Raw genomic sequence first — 18,576 nt, forward strand, 5'->3', positions numbered from 1 at the left:
GCCGCTCGGGCGCAAATTCAGTGGAAGTTCTTCCAACAAATCCGCCGGCCAGTCAACAACGGCAATCGCTGCGTGCCTCGCGCACAGCAAGCGCGAGGCCACTATCTTGAAATGTGGGACGGCGGGAAAGCGTTGGCCGTTTCCGGCGCCGTCGGGCCGCGATTTAGCGGCTGAGCTTCAATATGAAGAGCTCGGCCTCGAGCACAGCGGCCGAAAGCGTGTCGGAGAGCGATGCGTCTGCCGGGTTTTGCTCGATCGCGCCGGCAATGCTGGCAACGTCGACGGCGCCGACTGCAAGTGCAGCGCCCTTCAGCCGGTGGGCAGCCTGAGCGCGAAGCGTGCTCTCTCCCTCGACGATCTCTTTCATGACCTGGCGCGCCTGGCGCGCGAAGAGTTGCAGCACTTCGATTTCCAAAGCCTTGTCACCCATCGTCTGTGCCGCAAGGTGGGCGAAGTCGATCGGCTTCTTGCCGGTAGCTGCAGAGTTTCCCGGGGTGTCCGGAGCTTCGAAGGCAATCCTGAGGGCCGCCATGAGCCAAATTCCCTATTGTTTATTGTATGTTGGTCTTGTTTCGGTGTCGCCATATCGCCCACACCTACACGCGCAAACTCAGATACACATCCTTTGCGTGTGCGGGCTGCTATCAGCTTAAATCGGGGCGCAATATGGGCAGGAATCTGGGGAAATGGTTAACGGCTGTTAAACCGTCTGATTTCCTTGTATTTTCTGGCTTTGGCACCGTTATCACATTAAGATTTCATTAGGATTTTAATCAAGCCCGAGCGCTCATAATTGTAAGAACCCAGCTAATGTGTCACTACGATACGCTTAGGAACTTGCCTGCGTACGAAAATGGCAACCGTTCCGGTGGATAAGCTCAACTCGTGGTCCCTTTCGGCCACAAATGTGACTATCCGTCGAGGCAATGCAGTGTGTGATCAGTAGGGTATTGCGTAGATCCGATGCGCGTATCTTGCCGTCACAGCCCGCGAGGAAGAAGCCGGCCCGCCCGTTGTGCGCGAGCGCTGGCAGCTTTGTCGCTGGCAAAAGGTAATGAGGCGTATCCCTATGGCGACGAAAAAGAGCAATGAGTCAATCGACGAGAAGGCCTTCCAGGCTTTGGAAGCTGCCCTGACGATCGATTTCGACGAGCTTAACTCGAGCCCGAACGACAAGACTTCCTTGGATGATCCGGAGGAAAATGTGTCTCAGCCCGGCAATCAGGCGCCCGCGCCCGATCAGAATAAAAGAGCAAAGACTCAACCGGAGCCATCCCGCGCGGCGCGTGCTGCCGAAGCCGCCAAGACGCTCGCCCCGGAACCTGCGCCCAAATCCCCTTCCCTTTCCGCCGCCAACGACGATGGGCGCCGTTCGCCGGCTGCGATGCTGCGCGCACTCGACGTGCGCTCCAATCGCGCCGCGATCCGGGTTGCCGCGCTGGTGTCGATCATCTGGGCCATCGCCGGCCTCGGCATTGCCAACCTGCTCTATGGCCCGCAGATCTGGCAGATCCGCTCCCTGAGCGATCTGGCTGCGACGCCCGGCGCCATTGGCGTTGCGATCGGCATCCTGCTGCCGGTCATGCTTTTCTTCTCCTTCGCCATCATGATCGCCCGTGCGCAGGAATTGCGCAACGCAGCCCGCTCCATGGCTGAGGTCGCGCTGCGCCTTGCCGAGCCCGAAACGGCCGCAGCCGATCGCGTCATGACTGTCGGCCAGGCCGTTCGCCGCGAAGTCTCGGCGATGAACGAGGGTATCGAGCGCACCATCGCGCGCGCCACCGAACTCGAAACGCTTGTTCATTCCGAAGTCAACGCGCTTGAGCGCAGCTATAGCGAAAACGAACTGCGCGTCCGCACGCTGGTCCAAGAACTCGGCCTCGAGCGCGAAGCGATCATCGGTCATTCGGAGCGTATCCGTTCGGCGATATCCGGCGCCCACGGCAAGCTGAAGGATGACCTGGAACAGGCGAGCGATGACATCGCCTCGCGCATCGCGATTTCGGGCGAAGCCTTCGCCTCGCTGATCGACACGCGCGCCGCAGCCCTTAGCGAAAAGTCGGACACCGCCCTGCAGTCGATCGGCACCATGCTGTCATCCCGCACGGATGCGCTGCTTTCCGGGCTGACGGCGGCCGGCCTTGGCCTCAGCACCGAATTCGATACCCGGCTCGACCAGTTGAGCGAGACGCTGACGAAGCGCGGCGACGACCTGCTCAGCCAGTTCGAAACGCGCGCCTCCTCGCTCGACGCCAGCACCGAAAGGCTGAACGCGGCATTGAACGACCGCGCACGCCAGCTCAACGAGACGCTGATCGCCCGCACGCGTGACCTGAACGAAAGTCTCAGCGTCGGCCAGCAGGCGATCACCGGCGGCCTCGATCATGTCCTCGCCTCGCTCAACGCCACGCTCGACGAGAAAGGCGCAAGCTTCCGTCAGAGCCTGCGTTCCAGCGCCGACGATGCGATCATGGATCTTGACCTGCGCGGCGGCTTCTTCGAAGAAAAGCTGCAGACCACCGTCGGCCAGCTCGCGACCGCCTTCGACGAGCGCTTCCACGAGTTTGCCTCGGCCTTCGACAAGCGCGCAAGCATGCTCGACACCAAGCTCATGGAAAGCCTGCACCGCATCAACGAGACCGTCTCCGGCGGATCGGAAGCGATCGGCGGCGCGCTCGACAGCAGCATCGAGAAGATCGGCTCCGCCCTCTCCGACCAGTCGTTGACGCTGGCCGCGACGCTCGGCGCGACCCAGGACTTCATCGAGGAAACGATCACCAGCCGGACCTCGGAGCTCGGCAACCTGGTCGGCGATGCGCACAGCCGCATCGACAGCGTCCTTTCCGAGAAGACCAGCGGCCTCATGGGCGCGCTCTCCCAGGCGCAGGAGCGCATCGAAAGCGGCTTCGGCCAGCGCGCCGACGCCCTTGCAAGCGCGCTCACCACCAGCGAACAGCGCCTGACCGAGGGGCTCGACACCCGCACCGCCGCCTTCGTCGACGGCCTGCACGCCGCCCATGCCCGCATCGAACAGACGCTCAGCGGCTCGACCGACGAAATCACCAGCGCGATCGCTGCCAGCCAGCACCGCCTGGACAACACGCTCTCCGAGCGCACGCTCACCCTTTCGACCATTCTGTCCATGGGCGCAGACTCGATCGACAACGCCGTCAGCGGCACGGCCGACCGGCTGGAGCGCGTTCTGTCCGAGCGTGGCGAAGCGATCTCCGAAGCGCTCACGACCCAGACGTCGGCCCTCGATGGCGTCCTCGCCGAACGTGCCGCCGCCATTACCTCGACGATGTCGTCGCGCGCCAATGAAATGGCCAACACGCTGAGCCGCCACGCCGAAGACGTGGCCGACAGCCTGACGTTCCGCGCAACGGCCGTCGCCGAAACCATGACCGACCGCGTCGGCGATATCGAGCAGAAGCTCTCCGAGAGCGTCAATTCGATCGCAGAAAACCTCGGCGGCCGCGTCAGCCTGATTTCCGATACCCTCACCCAGACGAGCGCCCGCATCGCCGAGGATCTCAGTGGCCGCGTCGGCAAGATTTCCGACACGCTGACCGAGACCAGCGCTCACATCGCCGATGCCCTGACCGCACGCACGACCGAGGCGACCGCCTCGCTCGCCGGCAAGGCAGCCGAAATCGAGCAGACGCTGAGCGGCCGCGCCGAGCATCTGCGCGATACGCTGTCGTCGACGCACGAACAGATCCGCGCCACGCTCGACGACCGGATCAACGCGATCAATCTCGCCGTCGGCCAGGGTCGCGATCAGCTCGAAGGCATGCTGGCCGATCAGTCGACCGCTATCGCCACCACGCTCGCCACCAGCGCCAGCATGCTGGAAATGTCGCTGGAAGAGCGCCAGTCCGCGCTTGCCGGCGTCATCGACCGCAGCGGCGAAACGCTCGACACGCGCATGCGTTCGACGACGGGGCACATCGCAGACCGGCTGGCCGAGACCGCCAACCAGATCAGCCTCGCGGCCGACAGCCTCACCAACCGCGTCGACATGTCGATCAACGGCATCAACGACCGCCTCGACGATACCGGCCTGCGCATCGAGACGAGCCTTGGCTCCCTTGAGGAGCGCATGCGCGAAAGCGCGGGCAACATCGGCTCGATCGTCGATGAAACGGGCATGCATATCGAAACCCGCGTCGGTGTGCTCGAAGATCGCATTCGCAACACCGTCGGCAATGTCGGCACGGTCGTCGACGACACCGGCGCCCGCATCGAAAGCAACCTCGGCGCGCTTGAAAACCGCATCCGTGGCAGCGTTGCCAATGTCGGCTCCGTCGTCGACGATGCCGCTGCCCGTGTCGAAGGCGGCCTCAGTGCGCTGGAAGATCGGATCCGCGGCAGCGTCACCAGCGTCGGTTCGGTTGTCGGCGATACCGGCACCCTCATCGAAAACAGCCTCGGCGCCCTGCAGGACCGCATCCGCGGCAGCGTCAACGACGTCAACGCCCTGGTCGACGATACCGGCCTCCGCCTGGAAGTCAGCCTCAGCTCGCTTGAAGAACGCGTCCGTGACAGCGTCGGCAGCGTCAACGAGGTCGTCGACGGCGCCGGCCAGCGCATCGCCGACAGCCTCGGCGACCGGGCGGGCGACATCGATCGCATGAGCGAGACGGCGGCAAGCCGGATCTCCGGCGCCATCGAGGCTGGTGCGGAACGCATCGCCGAACGCCTCGGCACCATGGATCGTGCCCTGAACATCGGCCTTGAAAACGTCAACCGGACAATCGAAGGCAAGGCTGCCGTTCTCGTCAGCAGCCTGCGTGGTGCGGTCAGCGAAGCGACGCAGGATCTGGACGCGGAAGCCTCCCGCCTCGAAGGCAAGACCACCGATCTCGTCAGCAATCTGCGCAGCGCAGTCGGCGACGTGGCTCAGGAGTTCGATGCAGAGACCGTCCGCATCGAGGACAAGGCTTCCGGCCTCATCACAACGCTTCGCGGCGCAGTCGGCAACGTGGCCAAGGAGTTCGATGCAGAAGCCGTCCGCATCGAGGACCAGGCCGCCAGCCTCGTCACCACGCTTCGCGGCGCTGTCGGCAACGTGGCCCAGGAGTTCGATGCAGAAACCGCTCGCATCGAGGACCAGGCTGCCGGCCTCGTCACCACACTTCGCGGCGTTGTCGGCGATGTCGCTCAGGAACTCGGCGCAGAAGCCATCCGCATTGAGGACAAGGCTGCTGGCCTCGCCACCACCCTTCGTGGCGCCGTCAGCGACGTTGCCCGGGAGATCGACGCGGAAGCGGCACGCTCGGCCGAACTCCTCTCCAGGGCCGGCGACGACTTCGCTTCGGCGCTCGCGGCCCGTCAGGCTGAGTTCGCCAACACGATCGACCAGACGGCAGCGGCAACCGCCGCCCGCCATGCGGACCTTGCCAATACGATCGAGCAGAAGGCTGCTGCCAGCGCAGCGCGTCACGCCGATCTTGCCCGGTCGATCGCCGACGCGGCCGATACGGCAACGGCACGGCTTGCTGCCACGCACAGCCAGATCGCCAGCCACGCCGACAACATCCACCAGGGCCTTGCCAACACCGAGAAGGCACTGGAAGCGCGCGGCGAAGCGATCCGCAACACACTCGACGACCGCACCCGCGAGCTCAACTCGATGCTCGCCGGCCGCTCGCTGGAGCTGTCGCGCCTGATCGACGAGCAGGCCCGCCCGGTCATCGACCAATATGCCGCCACTGGCCGCGAGGCCGCCGAACGCATCGCCGCCGTGACCCAGGAAAGCGCCGATCGCCTGCGCGCGGAAAATGCAGCCCTGGTCAATGCCATTGCCGAGCGCGCGGGTGAAACGCTGAACGCGATCTCGCACCGCGCCGAGGAAACGGCGAAGGCGATGAAGATGGTCGAGAACCGTCTGCAGTCGACCGCCATGGGCCTGATCGACCAGCTCGCCAACAACAACGCTGCGATCGCCACGGTCATCGACCAGGCAAGCAACAACCTCGGCGAAATGGACCAGCGTCTGGAATCGACGATAGCCCGCGTGTCGGAATCGACCCGTCAGGCCTCCGACATGCTCTCGACCTCGACCCGCCTCATCGAAGGCAAGGTCGACAAGCTGTCCGACATTTCCGCCTCCACCCTGTCGAAGATCGGCGGCATCGTCGGCCGCTTCGAGGACCATTCGAAGGTGCTCGGCCAGGCGTCCGACCTGCTCGGCGCCGCCCAGTCGAACCTCGTCAGCACGCTCGAAGAACGCCAGGATGCATTGCGCACCCTGTCGGTCGGGCTCGTTCAGCGCTCGGAAGAGATCGAACGGACGATGCGTGCGCTCGAAGGCTTCGTCGATGGCGCCTTCCAGCGGGCCGAAGAACGCTCGGGCCTTGTCGCCGGCAACCTGCGCAGCGGCATCCAGCAGTCCTTCTCGGATGTTGGCCGCCTGCTGACCAGCGCCGAACAGCGCGCAGCCGAAGCAGCCGAAGCGATGCGAAACACGCTGGCCCAGGCCGGCGACGAAGCAGGCGCCTCGGTCGAGCAGGTCTTCAGCCGAGCCGAGGAGCGCTCGCGCCAGATCGCCGACACGCTCCGCTCCGGCGTCGAGACCTCGTTTGCCGACGTCAACAAGACGCTCTCCTCGGTCGAGGGCCGTGCGCTCGGCGCCTCCGAAGCGCTGCGCCAGGCGATCGCCAAGGTCGGCGAGGATGCCGGTGCATCGATCGAAGGCGCATTTGCCAATGCCGAGGAGCGCTCCAAGGAAGTCGCCTCGCGTCTGCGCGGCAGCGTCGCAGCCTCGGTGTCCGACATCGAGCGCATGCTCGCCGAAAGCGGCAAGAAGTCCGACGGCGTCGCAGGGCAACTGCGCGAAGCGGTTCGCGTCGCGATCGACGAGGCCATCGGCCGCTTCAGCGGTGCGACCGACGAAATCCGTCGCTCGGCCGGCGAGATCCGCAAGGAACTCGATATGACCCGCGAAGAACTGAAGCGCGGTGCCTTCGACCTGCCGGAAGAGGCCAAGGAAAATGCGGCGGTCATGCGTCGCGCCGTGGGCGAACAGATCAAGGCGCTGCAGGAACTGTCCGACATCATCGGCAAGTCCTCGACGCAGCTCGAGGTCGCCCAGCCGCTGCGTCAGCAGCCTGCCGCCGCTCCGGTCGCTCGTCCGGTGCAGCAGCAGCCGGCGCCGCAGCCGGTCGTCCAGCCGCAGCCTGTTGCCCAGCAACCCGTAGCCCAACCGCCCGTAGCCCAGCAGCCCGTGGTGCAGCAGCCGATCGAGCAGCCGCGCCGGCAGGAACCGGCCCCGGCGCTGCGCGGCAGCCTCGGCATCGAACAGCCGGCCGTTCGCCAGCCCGCTCCGTCGCAGGCGGTGACCAGCGAGGTTGCAGAAGGTGGTGGCTGGATGCGCGATCTGCTGCGTGCGGCATCGCGCGAAGAGGCCCCCTCGCCGACGCCACAGCGCCCGGCCGAAGCACAGCCTGCGGCGCGTACCGGCGACAGCCGCAACCCGCGCCACGTCGTCGAGTCGCTGAACTCGCTCTCGGTCGACATCGCCCGCGCCATCGATCACGATGCCTCGGTCGAACTGTGGCGCCGTTACCAGCGCGGCGAGCGCGACGTCTTCACCCGTCGCCTCTATACGCTGAAGGGTCAGCAGACCTTCGACGAGATCAAGCGCAAGTATGATCGCGAACCGGAGTTCCGCACTGCCGTCGACCGCTACATCGCCGACTTCGAGAAGCTGCTCGCCGATGTTGCCCGCAACGATCCGGACAAGCGCATCACCCAGACCTATCTGACGTCGGATACCGGCAAGGTCTACACGATGCTCGCCCACGCCGCCGGCCGCTTCAGCTAAGCGGCGCTGGCATATGATAAAGAAACGGCCCCGTCGCAAGACGGGGCCGTTTTCGCTTATGCAAACCCGCCAAGACCAACCGGGACCGGTAGCAGGGGCAGTGCTACCTTCGTGCATGGGCTCGGCCGTCACGCCGACCGCCATTACTACCGCTCAAAAAGCAGGCGTCCTCCGTTATAATGTATTGGAAGCAGCGCGGCCCATCTGGCAGCGTCTCTCCGTTTTCAGATCAGGAGGCGGACATGAAACCACGGTTGAAAGTCCTTACGCTCGCGGTAAACGATCTCGAAAAGTCTCTGGCCTTCTATCGCGACGGCATGGAGCTGCCGACGAAAGGAATTATCGGCCGGGAGTTCGAAGACGGCGCAGTGGTCTTCTTCCATATGGGCGACGACCTGATACTGGCGCTCTATCCCGCGCCGTCACTTGCCAAAGATGCAAAAATAACCGCGACGCAGACGCGGCTCGGCGCAGTGTCGATCGGGCACATCGTCAAATCAAAGGAGGAGGTCGATGTGGTCATGAAACAGGCCGAAGACGCCGGCGCGACCATCACCGATCGCCCACACGACCGCTTCTGGGGCGGCTATTCCGGCTACTTCCAGGATCCCGACGGCCACCTTTGGGAGATCGCCTGGAACCCGCAATGGACTGTCGCGGATTGAAAGGCTCGGGTGGCGCCCGCTACGATCAACAAAGCGGCCGGCGGTGTTAGAAAACACAACGGCCCGTCGCAAGACGGGGGCGTTTTCATTTGCGCGATCATCACGAAGCAAACCTGCTGGTAGCTTCCGCTGCCACGTTCCTTCGAAGATGCCCTTGTGGAGGGGCGATCCTCAGTCGCGGGGTCGTCGCGGCTTGTGTCGGCTTAGTTGAAAAGGCTTGAAACGCTTTGCTCTCTCGCCGTGCGAGCTAGCGCTTCGCCTATCAACGGCGCGATGGTGATGCGTCTGATGTTGGGGGTCTCACGTTGCGCTTCGGTTTCGTGAATGGAGTCGATCACGACCAATTCCTTGAGCTGGCTGGCACCAATGCGTTCGCAGGCACCTTCGGAAAGAACGCCATGGGTGATATAGGCCGAAACGTCCTTGGCGCCAGACATCAACAACGCTTCAGCCGCGTTGATCAACGTGCCGCCGCTATCTACGATGTCGTCGACCAGAAGACATCTCTTCCCGGAAACATCGCCAATAATGTTCATCACTTCGGACACGCCAGCACGGGGTCGCCGTTTGTCGACGATCGCAAGATCGGTACCAATGCGCTTGGCGATGGCACGAGCGCGCGCCACGCCGCCCACATCAGGCGAAACGACCATTAAGTTCTCGATGTCGTAGTGCTGCTCAATGTCACGGGTCATCACGGGTGCTGAATAAAGATTATCGGTGGGGATATCGAAAAACCCCTGTATCTGGTCAGTGTGGAGATCGAGCGTTATCACGCGGTTGACGCCTGCAGCGGCAATCATATTGGCTACCAACTTCGCCGAGATCGGTGTACGGCCAGTGGCACGGCGATCCTGACGGGCATAGCCGAAGTAAGGGATAACGGCGGTGATACGGCGAGCGGATGAGCGGCGCAGCGTATCGGCCAGGAGAAGCAACTCCATAAGATTGCCGTCGGCGGGGGCACTTGTCGACTGGAGAACATAGACGTCCTCCCCGCGTACATTTTCATGAAGTTGAACGTGGATTTCCTGGTCGGCGAAGCGCTTGACCGTACAATCTGTGAGGGAAAGATCTAAGTGGTTGGCAATGGCTTCGGCAAGGGCGCGGTTGGAGTTACCGGTCACCAGCTTCATTAGCGCGATCCTGTTCAAGGAGCCTTCGGGAGCAGAAGTTTGAGCTTGGGCACATTTAGAGACTTGTGCGCGAAATCACAACCAAGCGCTGTGCATTCTTGCGAGATGATCGGCCTCCGTTGGACCGCGGCCTTGGCCGGCTTGCCGATTGCGGACGACGAACCTATTTACGCCGTCGTCTCCAAACCAGCCGGAGTCAATCCGCCAGCATAGAGCCCTGCAGGAGCTTGATCTCTCAACGCCAATAAACACAGCGCCGACAAAGACCATGCAACCGATTGAAATCTGCGCCTGGTGTCCCGAATGGCCAACTCAGTTCGCCGTCAAGGCAAAGCTCATCCGAAGCGTGTTGGACGCGCGCGCTATGCGCATCGACCACATTGGCTCGACGGCGATCCGAGGTCTGGCGGCAAAGCCGATCATCGACATTCAAATTTCGGTGGCCGATCTGCAATCCGTCGAAGTCCTGAGGGAGAGGATGACGGCCATTGGATACGTGTGGCGACCATCGAATGCTGACCTGACCAAGCGCTATTTCCGAGAGGCGCCAGGCAACGAGCGTACGCATGTTCATGTGCGCGGGCGCGGAAGCTGGAGCGAGCAATGGTCCTTGCTGTTCCGGGATTACATGCGTGCCCACGCCCAAGAGCACGCGCCCTATGCAGAACTCAAGCGCGCCTTGGCGGCGCGATACCAGAATGATCGAGTGGCCTTACACCGAGGCCAAGTCCGAACACTCTGGACAATTATCCATCGTGCAGATCGCTGGGCGGCCCAAACCGGCTGGCGCCGGGCCCGTCCGACGCTTGACCGCACGCGCCACAGCGAGCGCGAGCACTCTGCGGCCAGTGCCAGGTAGGCCGGCCCCCTGCAGGGCCTGCATCCCGTCGCGGCCGGACTTCCAAAACAAAAGGCCCCGGACGAACCGGGGCCTTTTCTTTGGATCTTAATCAGAGCCGGCTTAAGCCGGCAGACGATCAATGTTCCTTGTTGGCGTAGACCGACTTCTTCGTGAGGTAGATGAGGCCGGTGAAGATCAGCAGGAACACCATGACCATGAAGCCGGTGCGCTTGCGGTCTTCGAGGTGCGGCTCGGCCGCCCACATCAGGAACGACGCAACGTCCTTGGCGTACTGGTCGACCGTCTGCGGCGTGCCGTCATCGTAGGTGACCTGATCGTTGGAGATCGGCTGCGCCATTGCCAGAGCGGCAGCGTTCGCGAAGTACGGGTTGTAATGCGTGCCTTCGGCGACTTCGACGCCCTGCGGCGGCTCCTGGTAGCCAGTCAGCAGCGCGTGGATGTAGTCCGGGCCGCCTTCCTGGTAGGGCCAGAACATGTCGAAGACGAACTGCGGGAAGCCGCGTTCGATGCCGCGTGCCTTGGCGATCAGCGAGAAGTCCGGCGGAGCTGCACCGTTGTTCGATGCCGCAGCCGCTTCCTTGTTCGCGTAAGGCGACGGGAAGTGGTCGGACGGCAGAGCCTTGCGGGTGAACATCTCCCCATCGGCATTCGGGCCGTCCTGAACTTCGTAGTTGGCCGCAAACGCCTTCACCTGAGCTTCCGAATAGCCGAGGCCCTCGAGCGTACGGAAGGGCACCAGGTTCATCGAATGGCAGGCCGAACAGACTTCGGCGTAGACCTTCAGGCCGCGCTGAAGCTGGCCCTTGTCATAGTGGCCGAAGGGGCCGGCAAAGCTCCATTCCTGCTGTTCCGGCTTGTGGATCGGATAGTGAGGCGTACCGCCGCCGTGCTCCTCGCCGCCCTTCGCCTCTTCGGCGATAGCTGCACCGAGACCGAGACCAGCGACGACAGCGAGTGACAGAATGCCTGTAACAAGCTTTTTCATTGTTGTGGGTTCCTTATCAATCGCTGTTCTGATCAGGCGCGCGCGGCGGCCGGCTGCGCCTTGGCATTCTGCTTTTCCAGCACCGCTTCGGTGATGGAGTTCGGAATGCGCTTCGGCGTTTCGATCAGACCGAGAACCGGCATGACGACGAAGAAGAAGCCGAAGTAGTAGAGCGTGCCGATCTGCGACATCACGACGTAGAGGCCTTCTGCAGGGCGCGAGCCGAGCCAGCCGAGCATGATGGCGTTGACGACGAAGATCCAGAAGAACAGCTTGTACCACGGACGATAGACGGCCGAACGGACCTTGGACGTATCGAGCCAGGGCAGGAAGAACAGGACGATGATCGAGCCGAACATCACCAGAACGCCGCCGAGCTTGGAGTCGATCGGGCCGATGTTGAAGGTGATGGCGCGCAGCATCGCGTAGAACGGCAGGTAGTACCATTCCGGAACGATGTGAGCGGGCGTCTTCAGCGCGTCAGCCGGGATGTAGTTGTCCGGGTGGCCGAGGAAGTTCGGCATGTAGAAGACGAACCAGGCATAGACGAGCAGGAAAACGGAGACGCCGAGCGCATCCTTCAGCGTCGCATAGGGCGTGAAGGCAACGGTATCGGTCTTGGACTTCACTTCAACGCCGGTCGGGTTGGTCTGGCCGACGACGTGCAGCGCCCAGATGTGCAGCACGACAACGCCGGCGATCATGAAGGGCAGCAGGTAGTGCAGCGAGAAGAAGCGGTTCAGCGTCGGCTGGTCAACGGCAAAGCCGCCAAGCAGGAACTGCTGGATCCACTCACCCACCAGCGGGAAGGCGGTGAAGAAGCCGGTGATAACGGTCGCGCCCCAGAAGGACATCTGACCCCAGGGCAGAACGTAGCCCATGAAGCCGGTCGCCATCATCAGCAGGTAGATGACCACGCCGAGGATCCAGAGGATTTCGCGCGGAGCCTTGTAGGAACCGTAGTAGAGACCACGGGCGATGTGCAGGTAAACGGCGATGAAGAAGAAGGATGCGCCGTTGGCGTGCATGTAGCGCAGCAGCCAACCCTGGTTGACGTCGCGCATGATCTTTTCGACCGAGTTGAACGCAACGGTCGTTTCGGCGGCATAGTGCATCGCCAGAACGATACCGGTGAGGATCTGGACGATCAGCATCACCGAAAGCATGGCACCGAAGGTGTATGCGTAGTTCAGGTTCCGCGGAACCGGATAGGTGATGAAGCTGTCGTGAATCATACGCGGCAACGGCAGACGGGAATCAACCCATTTCTCAATGCCAGTCGTCGGCGTGTAGGTTGAATGTTCAGCACTCATTATCAGTAGTCCCCTCAACCGATCTTGATAACTGTGTCGGAAACGAACGTGAAGGTCGGCACGTGAAGGTTCTCCGGCGCCGGACCCTTACGGATGCGGCCGGCCGTATCGTAGTGCGAACCGTGGCAGGGACAGAACCAGCCACCGAAGTCACCGGCCTGACCAAGCGGCACGCAGCCGAGATGGGTGCAGGAACCGATCATGACGATCCAGTTTTCCTTGCCTTCGCCGGCAGAGCGATCGACGTCGCTTGCCGATGCGTCGGCCGGAAGGTTGGCATTGCGCGCAACCGGATCCTTCAGGTCGTCGAGCTTGACGGCCTTTGCCTCTTCGACTTCCTTCTCAGTACGGTTGCGGATGAAGATCGGCTTGCCGCGCCATTTCGCCGTCAGCGACATGCCGGGCTGCAGGCTCGAAACATCAACCTCGATCGAGGCGAGCGCGAGCGTCGATGCATCCGGACGCATCTGGTCGATGAACGGCCAAGCGACAGCACCGGCGCCGACGACGCCTGCCATACCGGTAGCCAGATAAAGGAAATCGCGGCGAGTGGGCTCGCCCAAGGCCTCGCTTGAAGTGTCGTGTTCGCTCACGGCTAAACCATCCTCTCACGCAATGTTGCGGAAACCGCATCCGCCCCCGGCGAAATTCCTGCCCCTTGCGGTTTGATCCAGGTCAAGGAACCACGCCCTATTCATAGTGCTAACGCCCCCGCCGTTTTGCGCCTGCAAACACGACATCGGCACCAGAATCCGAAAAAAATTCTGCGCACCCACGGCACACAGATTCCCCGTCAATCCGGCGCGTTCTATGCTTGATCGCAAATTATGTCCAGCCTTGACAAGGGGATGTGGGCAGATTGTCGCGGGGAAAAGCGCGGCCAATCGGCACAAGGACTTGACGGTCGCCAGTTAGGCTGAATTCGGGCCGGTCGAGCGGGCGTTGAAGCAGTCTTGTACCGCCCTACTCCGCCGCTTCCTCGCGGGCGAGAAATCCGCCCGACTGACGCGACCAGAGCCCGGCGTAAAGTCCGCCGCGGGCGACGAGCTCCGCGTGGGTTCCCTCCTCGACGATCCGCCCCTTGTCCATCACCACGAGCCGGTCGAGCGCCGCGATCGTCGACAGCCGGTGCGCGATCGCAAGCACCGTCTTGCCCTGCATCAGCCGGTCGAGATTGGACTGGATCGCCGCTTCGACCTCAGAATCGAGCGCCGAGGTCGCCTCGTCGAGCACGAGGATCGGCGCATCCTTCAGCATCACCCGGGCAATGGCGATGCGCTGGCGCTGACCGCCCGAAAGCTTGACGCCGCGCTCGCCGACATGGGCATCGAACCCCTTGCGGCCGCGCTGGTCCTGCAGGCCGAGGATGAAGTCGTAGGCTTCGGCCTTGCGCGCGGCGGCAATCAGTTGCTCCTCGCTCGCATCCGGCCGGCCGAAGAGGATGTTGTCCCGGATCGAGCGGTGCAGCAGCGAGGTATCCTGGCTGACCATGCCCACCTGGGCGCGCAGTGACTCCTGCGTGACGGACGCGATATCCTGCCCGTCGATACGGATCCGGCCGCCCTCGAGGTCATAGAAGCGCAGCAGCAGATTGACGAGCGTCGACTTGCCGGCCCCGGAACGGCCGACGATGCCCACCTTCTCACCCGGGCGAACGATCAGCGAGAAATCGTCGATGACGCGCTCGCCCTTGCCGTAGTGGAAACGGACGTGTTCGAAGCGGATTTCCGGCTGGCTGACGGCGAGCTCTGCGGCATCGGGCCGATCGACGAGACCGATCGGCTGCGACACGAGTTCGGCCGAGTTCTGGATCGTGCCGATGTTGCGCATGATCGAATTGAACTGGGTCATCATGCGGCCGAGCAGCATGTTGAGTCGGAGCACCAGCGCCAGCGTGAACGCGACGGCGCCGGAACTGATCGCGCCGCCGAGCCAGAGATGGATCGCATAGATGGCGATGGCCGTGATCATCATGCCGGAAAGCAGCGCCAGCGAAGCGCGCACAGCCGTCAGAAGCCGCGTGAACGGAATGACCGCGTGCTGGAACCGATCGAAGCCGGAGCGGATATAGCGGTCGTTCTCGTCGTCGCGACCGAAGAGCTTCAGCGTCTGGATATTGGAATAGGCATCGACCATGCGGCCATTCAGCATCGAGGCCATCTCGGCCGTATCGCGGGCATGCTTGCGGATGCGCGGTACGAAGTAGCGGGCGAGCGTCAGGAAGACGACGATCCAGAAGGCGACCATCGCCGCCAGACGCCAGTCGAGTTGCGCCACCAGCGCCATGGTGGACGCCGTATAGATGACGATGAACCAGACGACCTGCAGCAGCGAGACGATCAGATCGCTCGTCGCCTGGGCGCCTGCCCAGACCTTGGTGACGATGCGGCCGGAGAAATCGTTCTGGAAGAAAGTCAGCGACTGGCGTGCCACATGCACATAGGACTGCCAGCGCACCAGATTGAGAAAGCCGGTGATGATCGATTGTTCTTCGACGAGCGCTGCCAGCGACACCGCAACAAAGCGGAACACCATCACCGTCAGCAGCATGAACAAAAGTTCGGGGCCGTTCGCGGCGATGAGACCGCTCCAGCCGGCTTCCGGCTTCACCGTGTCGAGAACGTCGACCAGTCGCCCGACGAAATAGAACAGCCCGGCTTCGAGCATGGCGACGAGACCGCCTAGCACGGCCATCGCGATGAACGGTCCCTTCGCCTGTCTGGCGTAGAACCAGGCGAAACCCCAGAGCGATTTGGGCGGCTGCAGGCGCTCGCGCGGCGCGAACGGCTTGATCCAGTTCTCGAAGAGGCGGACGATGGCGCTGAGCATGGTTCCGATATAGGCGGTTCGGCGGGAACAGCAATCGGTTTCCGCACAATTGCAGATTACAAATGCGTAACGTCTAAGAGAGCGGCCCACCGCTCTTTCGAACGGCGGGCCGACAGCATCTTACTCCGCCGCCTCTTCCTTCTCGACGTCGTCGGCGATGAAGCCGCCGGACTGGCGCGACCAGAGGTCGGCATAAAGGCCGCCCTTGGCGACGAGTTCGCCGTGCGAGCCGGTCTCGACGATCCGGCCCGCTTCGAGGATCACCAGCCGGTCCATCTCCGTCAGCGTCGACAGGCGGTGGGCGATCGCGATCACCGTCTTGCCGGACATCAGCGCGAAGAGGTTTTCCTGGATCGCCGCTTCGACTTCGGAATCGAGCGCCGAGGTCGCCTCGTCGAGGATCAGGATCGGCGCGTCCTTGAGGAAAACGCGCGCGATCGCGACGCGCTGCCGCTGGCCGCCGGAAAGCTTGACGCCACGTTCGCCGACCTGGGCGTCCAGCGCCTTGCGGCCCTGGTTGTCCTCGAGCCCCTGGATGAAGTCCCAGGCGTTCGCCTTCTTCGCCGCGGTAATGATCGCCTCGTCGTCCGCCTCCGGATGTCCATAGGCGATATTATCGCGAATGGAGCGGTGCAGCAGCGAGGTGTCCTGCGTGACGACGCCGATTTGGGCGCGCAGGCTGTCCTGCGTGACGGTGGAGATATCCTTGCCGTCGATCCGAATTGCGCCGTCCTCGAGATCGTAGAAGCGCAATAGCAGGTTCATCAGCGTCGTCTTGCCGGCGCCTGAGCGACCAACGAGACCGATCTTCTCGCCCGGCTCGATGTCGAGCGACAGGTGATCGATGACGCCCTTGGCCTTGCCGTAGTGGAAGCGGATGTTGTCGAAGGCAATCGCCCCCTTGTCCGCCTTCAGCGCCTTGGCATCCGGTTCATCGACGATATCGTGTGCCTTTGTCATCATGCCGATGCCGTCATAGACCGTACCGATGTTCTCGAAGAGCGCCGAGACTTCCCACATGATCCACTGCGACATACCGTTGATGCGCATCGCCAGACCGACCGCAATCGCGATCGCGCCGACCGAGATGGCACTCGTCAGCCAGAGATGGATGCCAAGCGTGGCGATGGCAAAGAGTGCGATGCTGTTGTTGGCATAAACGAGGATGTGGAACAGCGTCACCTTGCGCATCTGGCGATGTACGGTGTCGAGGAAACCGTCCATGCCGTCACGCGCATAGCCTTCCTCGCGGCCGGCATGGGAGAACAGCTTGACCGTGCCGATATTGGTGTAGCTGTCGACGATCCGGCCCGTCATCATCGAGCGCGCGTCGGCCTGCTCCTTGGAGATCTTCTGCAGGCGCGGCACGAAATAGCTGACGATGCAGATGTAGATCGCGAGCCAGATGGTGAGCGGGATAACGAGGCGCCAGTCGGCTGTCGCCACGACCGCGAGCATGGTGACGAAGTAGCTGACGACATAGACGAAGACGTCGAGGATCTTCATCACCGTTTCGCGCACCGCAAGCGACGTCTGCATCACCTTCGTCGCCACGCGTCCAGCGAACTCGTTGGCAAAGAAGGTCATGCTCTGACGCAGCAGGTAGCGGTGCATCTGCCAGCGGGCGATCATCGGATAGTTGCCGAGCAGCACCTGGTGCATGATCAGCGAGTCGATCGCCACCAGGCCAGGCAGGCCGATGAGGACGAGCGCGCCCATCCAGAAGAGCCTGCCGCCCTCGGCTTCCAGGAACGTGTCGCGGTTGGCGCTCGACAGCCAGTCGACCATGTTGCCGAGGAACTGGAACAGCGCCACTTCGCCGACGGCGATCAGCATCGTGCAGACGGACATGATGAGCAGCCACGGCACGGCCGGCTTGGAATAATGCCAGCAGAAGCCGAAAAGGCTTTTCGGCGGGAGCGTCGGCTCCTCCGCCGGATAGGGATTGAGGCGGGATTCAAACCAGCCGAACATTGCATTGCTCCTTCAGAGTATTTTGAAGGAAAGCGGGGTTTCCCCGCATTCTTATGATGAAAAGGTCAGTCCGGAAATGCAGCCCGAAAGAGGGCTTCGTCTTCCGGAGTCCCGGAAGCGCGTCGATCTCTTTTAAAAGATAGGTCGCGGAACCGGTCAGGCCAAACGGTGGCCCACTACTCCAGGAAGGCGTGTCAACATCAATACATTCATGTTTGCCTCCGTCGGTTCGCGTTGAAGAGGTTCGATCTCTACCCTTATTCGCGCCGGCATGCCAGATTGTCGCAGGCTGTTTCTTGCACATTTTTTCACCGTTCGGGTATCTGTTGCCGTTTCGGCACAGATTAGCGCCGGCAATATCAGCGACCGCAAAAGCAAGCAGCGCCGAGTTTTTCGCAGCGGAGAACACGGATGAATGCTTCATCGGATACGCCTCCTGATCTTCAAGGTGTCGGTTTCGTCCTTCGCCGCCCCCGCGACGGTGATGTGGATGCGCGCCTGAGGCTCGGCCGCCATCCGGAAATCTACCGAATGTTCGGTGCGGGCCGGTCCTTTCCCGGCCTCTTCAGTTACGGAGAGGCAGCCGCCAGGGTTGCGCGGATTGCCGGACACCCGGCGGCCTGGATCATCGATCAGGACGGCCTCACCGGCGAAGTGAGGCTCGACAATCTCAATCACGTCGATCGGCGTGCGAGCTTCGCCATCGGCATTTTCGATCCGGAACGCCTCGGCAAGGGGCTTGGCACGGCGGTCACCAAGCGGGTATTGGCCTATGCCTTCGATGAACTTGCCCTTCATCGGGTGTCGCTCAGGGTTCTCGCCTTCAATGAGCGGGCGATTGCCGCCTATCGCAAGTCCGGCTTCTCCATCGAGGGCCGCGAACGTGAGTCGGCTCTGATCGACGGCGAGTGGCATGACGACATCATGATGGGCATCCTGGCCGCGGAATTTGACGCGCGGCGTGATGCTACCGGAAACGAGTGA

12 protein-coding genes are annotated in these 18,576 nt (G+C 62.6%); 4 read left to right on the forward strand and 8 right to left on the reverse strand.

All coding sequences use genetic code 11. The features are described from left to right. Positions 1 to 163: 163 nt before the first annotated feature. On the reverse strand, positions 164 to 532 hold the full coding sequence (locus ACTJKE_RS16085) for an Hpt domain-containing protein (protein ID WP_058328273.1): 369 nt from the start codon (positions 530 to 532) through the stop codon (positions 164 to 166). Between the two features lie 537 nt (positions 533 to 1,069). Here ACTJKE_RS16085 and ACTJKE_RS16090 point away from each other — a divergent pair. Beyond that, positions 1,070 to 7,828, forward strand: a complete 6,759-nt coding sequence (locus ACTJKE_RS16090; RefSeq protein ID WP_440691995.1) for a kinesin — start codon at positions 1,070 to 1,072, stop codon at positions 7,826 to 7,828. Positions 7,829 to 8,070: 242 nt separating this feature from the next. Next, positions 8,071 to 8,493 carry a VOC family protein gene (locus ACTJKE_RS16095; protein WP_440691997.1) on the forward strand — a complete coding sequence of 141 codons (423 nt, stop codon included), beginning with the start codon at positions 8,071 to 8,073 and terminating at the stop codon, positions 8,491 to 8,493. A gap of 203 nt (positions 8,494 to 8,696) precedes the next feature. Here the strand turns inward: ACTJKE_RS16095 and ACTJKE_RS16100 are convergent, their stop codons facing one another. Continuing rightward, positions 8,697 to 9,629 (reverse strand): ribose-phosphate pyrophosphokinase, encoded by a 933-nt coding sequence (locus ACTJKE_RS16100; protein ID WP_440691999.1) that lies wholly within the window; start codon positions 9,627 to 9,629, stop codon positions 8,697 to 8,699. Positions 9,630 to 9,897: 268 nt separating this feature from the next. Between ACTJKE_RS16100 and ACTJKE_RS16105 the strand changes: the two genes are divergently transcribed. Then, positions 9,898 to 10,488 carry a GrpB family protein gene (locus ACTJKE_RS16105; protein ID WP_440692001.1) on the forward strand — a complete coding sequence of 197 codons (591 nt, stop codon included), beginning with the start codon at positions 9,898 to 9,900 and terminating at the stop codon, positions 10,486 to 10,488. A gap of 118 nt (positions 10,489 to 10,606) precedes the next feature. Here ACTJKE_RS16105 and ACTJKE_RS16110 read toward each other — a convergent pair whose 3' ends face one another. From ACTJKE_RS16110 to ACTJKE_RS16135, 6 genes are all read right to left on the reverse strand, one after another. Continuing rightward, entirely contained in the window at positions 10,607 to 11,476 is an 870-nt protein-coding gene (locus ACTJKE_RS16110; RefSeq protein ID WP_110878678.1) for a cytochrome c1, read from the reverse strand. 32 nt (positions 11,477 to 11,508) lie between these two features. Then, entirely contained in the window at positions 11,509 to 12,789 is a 1,281-nt protein-coding gene (locus tag ACTJKE_RS16115) for a cytochrome b (protein ID WP_057248899.1), read from the reverse strand. A gap of 14 nt (positions 12,790 to 12,803) precedes the next feature. Further along, positions 12,804 to 13,382 carry a ubiquinol-cytochrome c reductase iron-sulfur subunit gene (gene petA / locus ACTJKE_RS16120; RefSeq protein WP_057248898.1) on the reverse strand — a complete coding sequence of 193 codons (579 nt, stop codon included), beginning with the start codon at positions 13,380 to 13,382 and terminating at the stop codon, positions 12,804 to 12,806. A gap of 370 nt (positions 13,383 to 13,752) precedes the next feature. Beyond that, positions 13,753 to 15,618, reverse strand: coding sequence for an ABC transporter ATP-binding protein (locus ACTJKE_RS16125; protein WP_112946807.1), 1,866 nt, complete (start codon positions 15,616 to 15,618; stop codon positions 13,753 to 13,755). A gap of 120 nt (positions 15,619 to 15,738) precedes the next feature. Further along, positions 15,739 to 17,592 carry an ABC transporter ATP-binding protein gene (locus ACTJKE_RS16130; protein ID WP_113514088.1) on the reverse strand — a complete coding sequence of 618 codons (1,854 nt, stop codon included), beginning with the start codon at positions 17,590 to 17,592 and terminating at the stop codon, positions 15,739 to 15,741. Next, on the reverse strand, positions 17,576 to 18,016 hold the full coding sequence (locus ACTJKE_RS16135; RefSeq protein ID WP_143032916.1) for a hypothetical protein: 441 nt from the start codon (positions 18,014 to 18,016) through the stop codon (positions 17,576 to 17,578). The genes ACTJKE_RS16130 and ACTJKE_RS16135 overlap by 17 nt, the downstream gene beginning before the upstream one ends. Between ACTJKE_RS16135 and ACTJKE_RS16140 the strand changes: the two genes are divergently transcribed. Continuing rightward, positions 18,004 to 18,576: a GNAT family N-acetyltransferase gene (locus ACTJKE_RS16140; RefSeq protein ID WP_113514089.1), complete on the forward strand. Its 573-nt coding sequence runs from the start codon at positions 18,004 to 18,006 to the stop codon at positions 18,574 to 18,576. The genes ACTJKE_RS16135 and ACTJKE_RS16140 overlap by 13 nt on opposite strands.

Origin of the sequence: Ensifer sp. 22521, assembly GCF_052044795.1 — a bacterium.
GTDB lineage: Bacteria > Pseudomonadota > Alphaproteobacteria > Rhizobiales > Rhizobiaceae > Ensifer.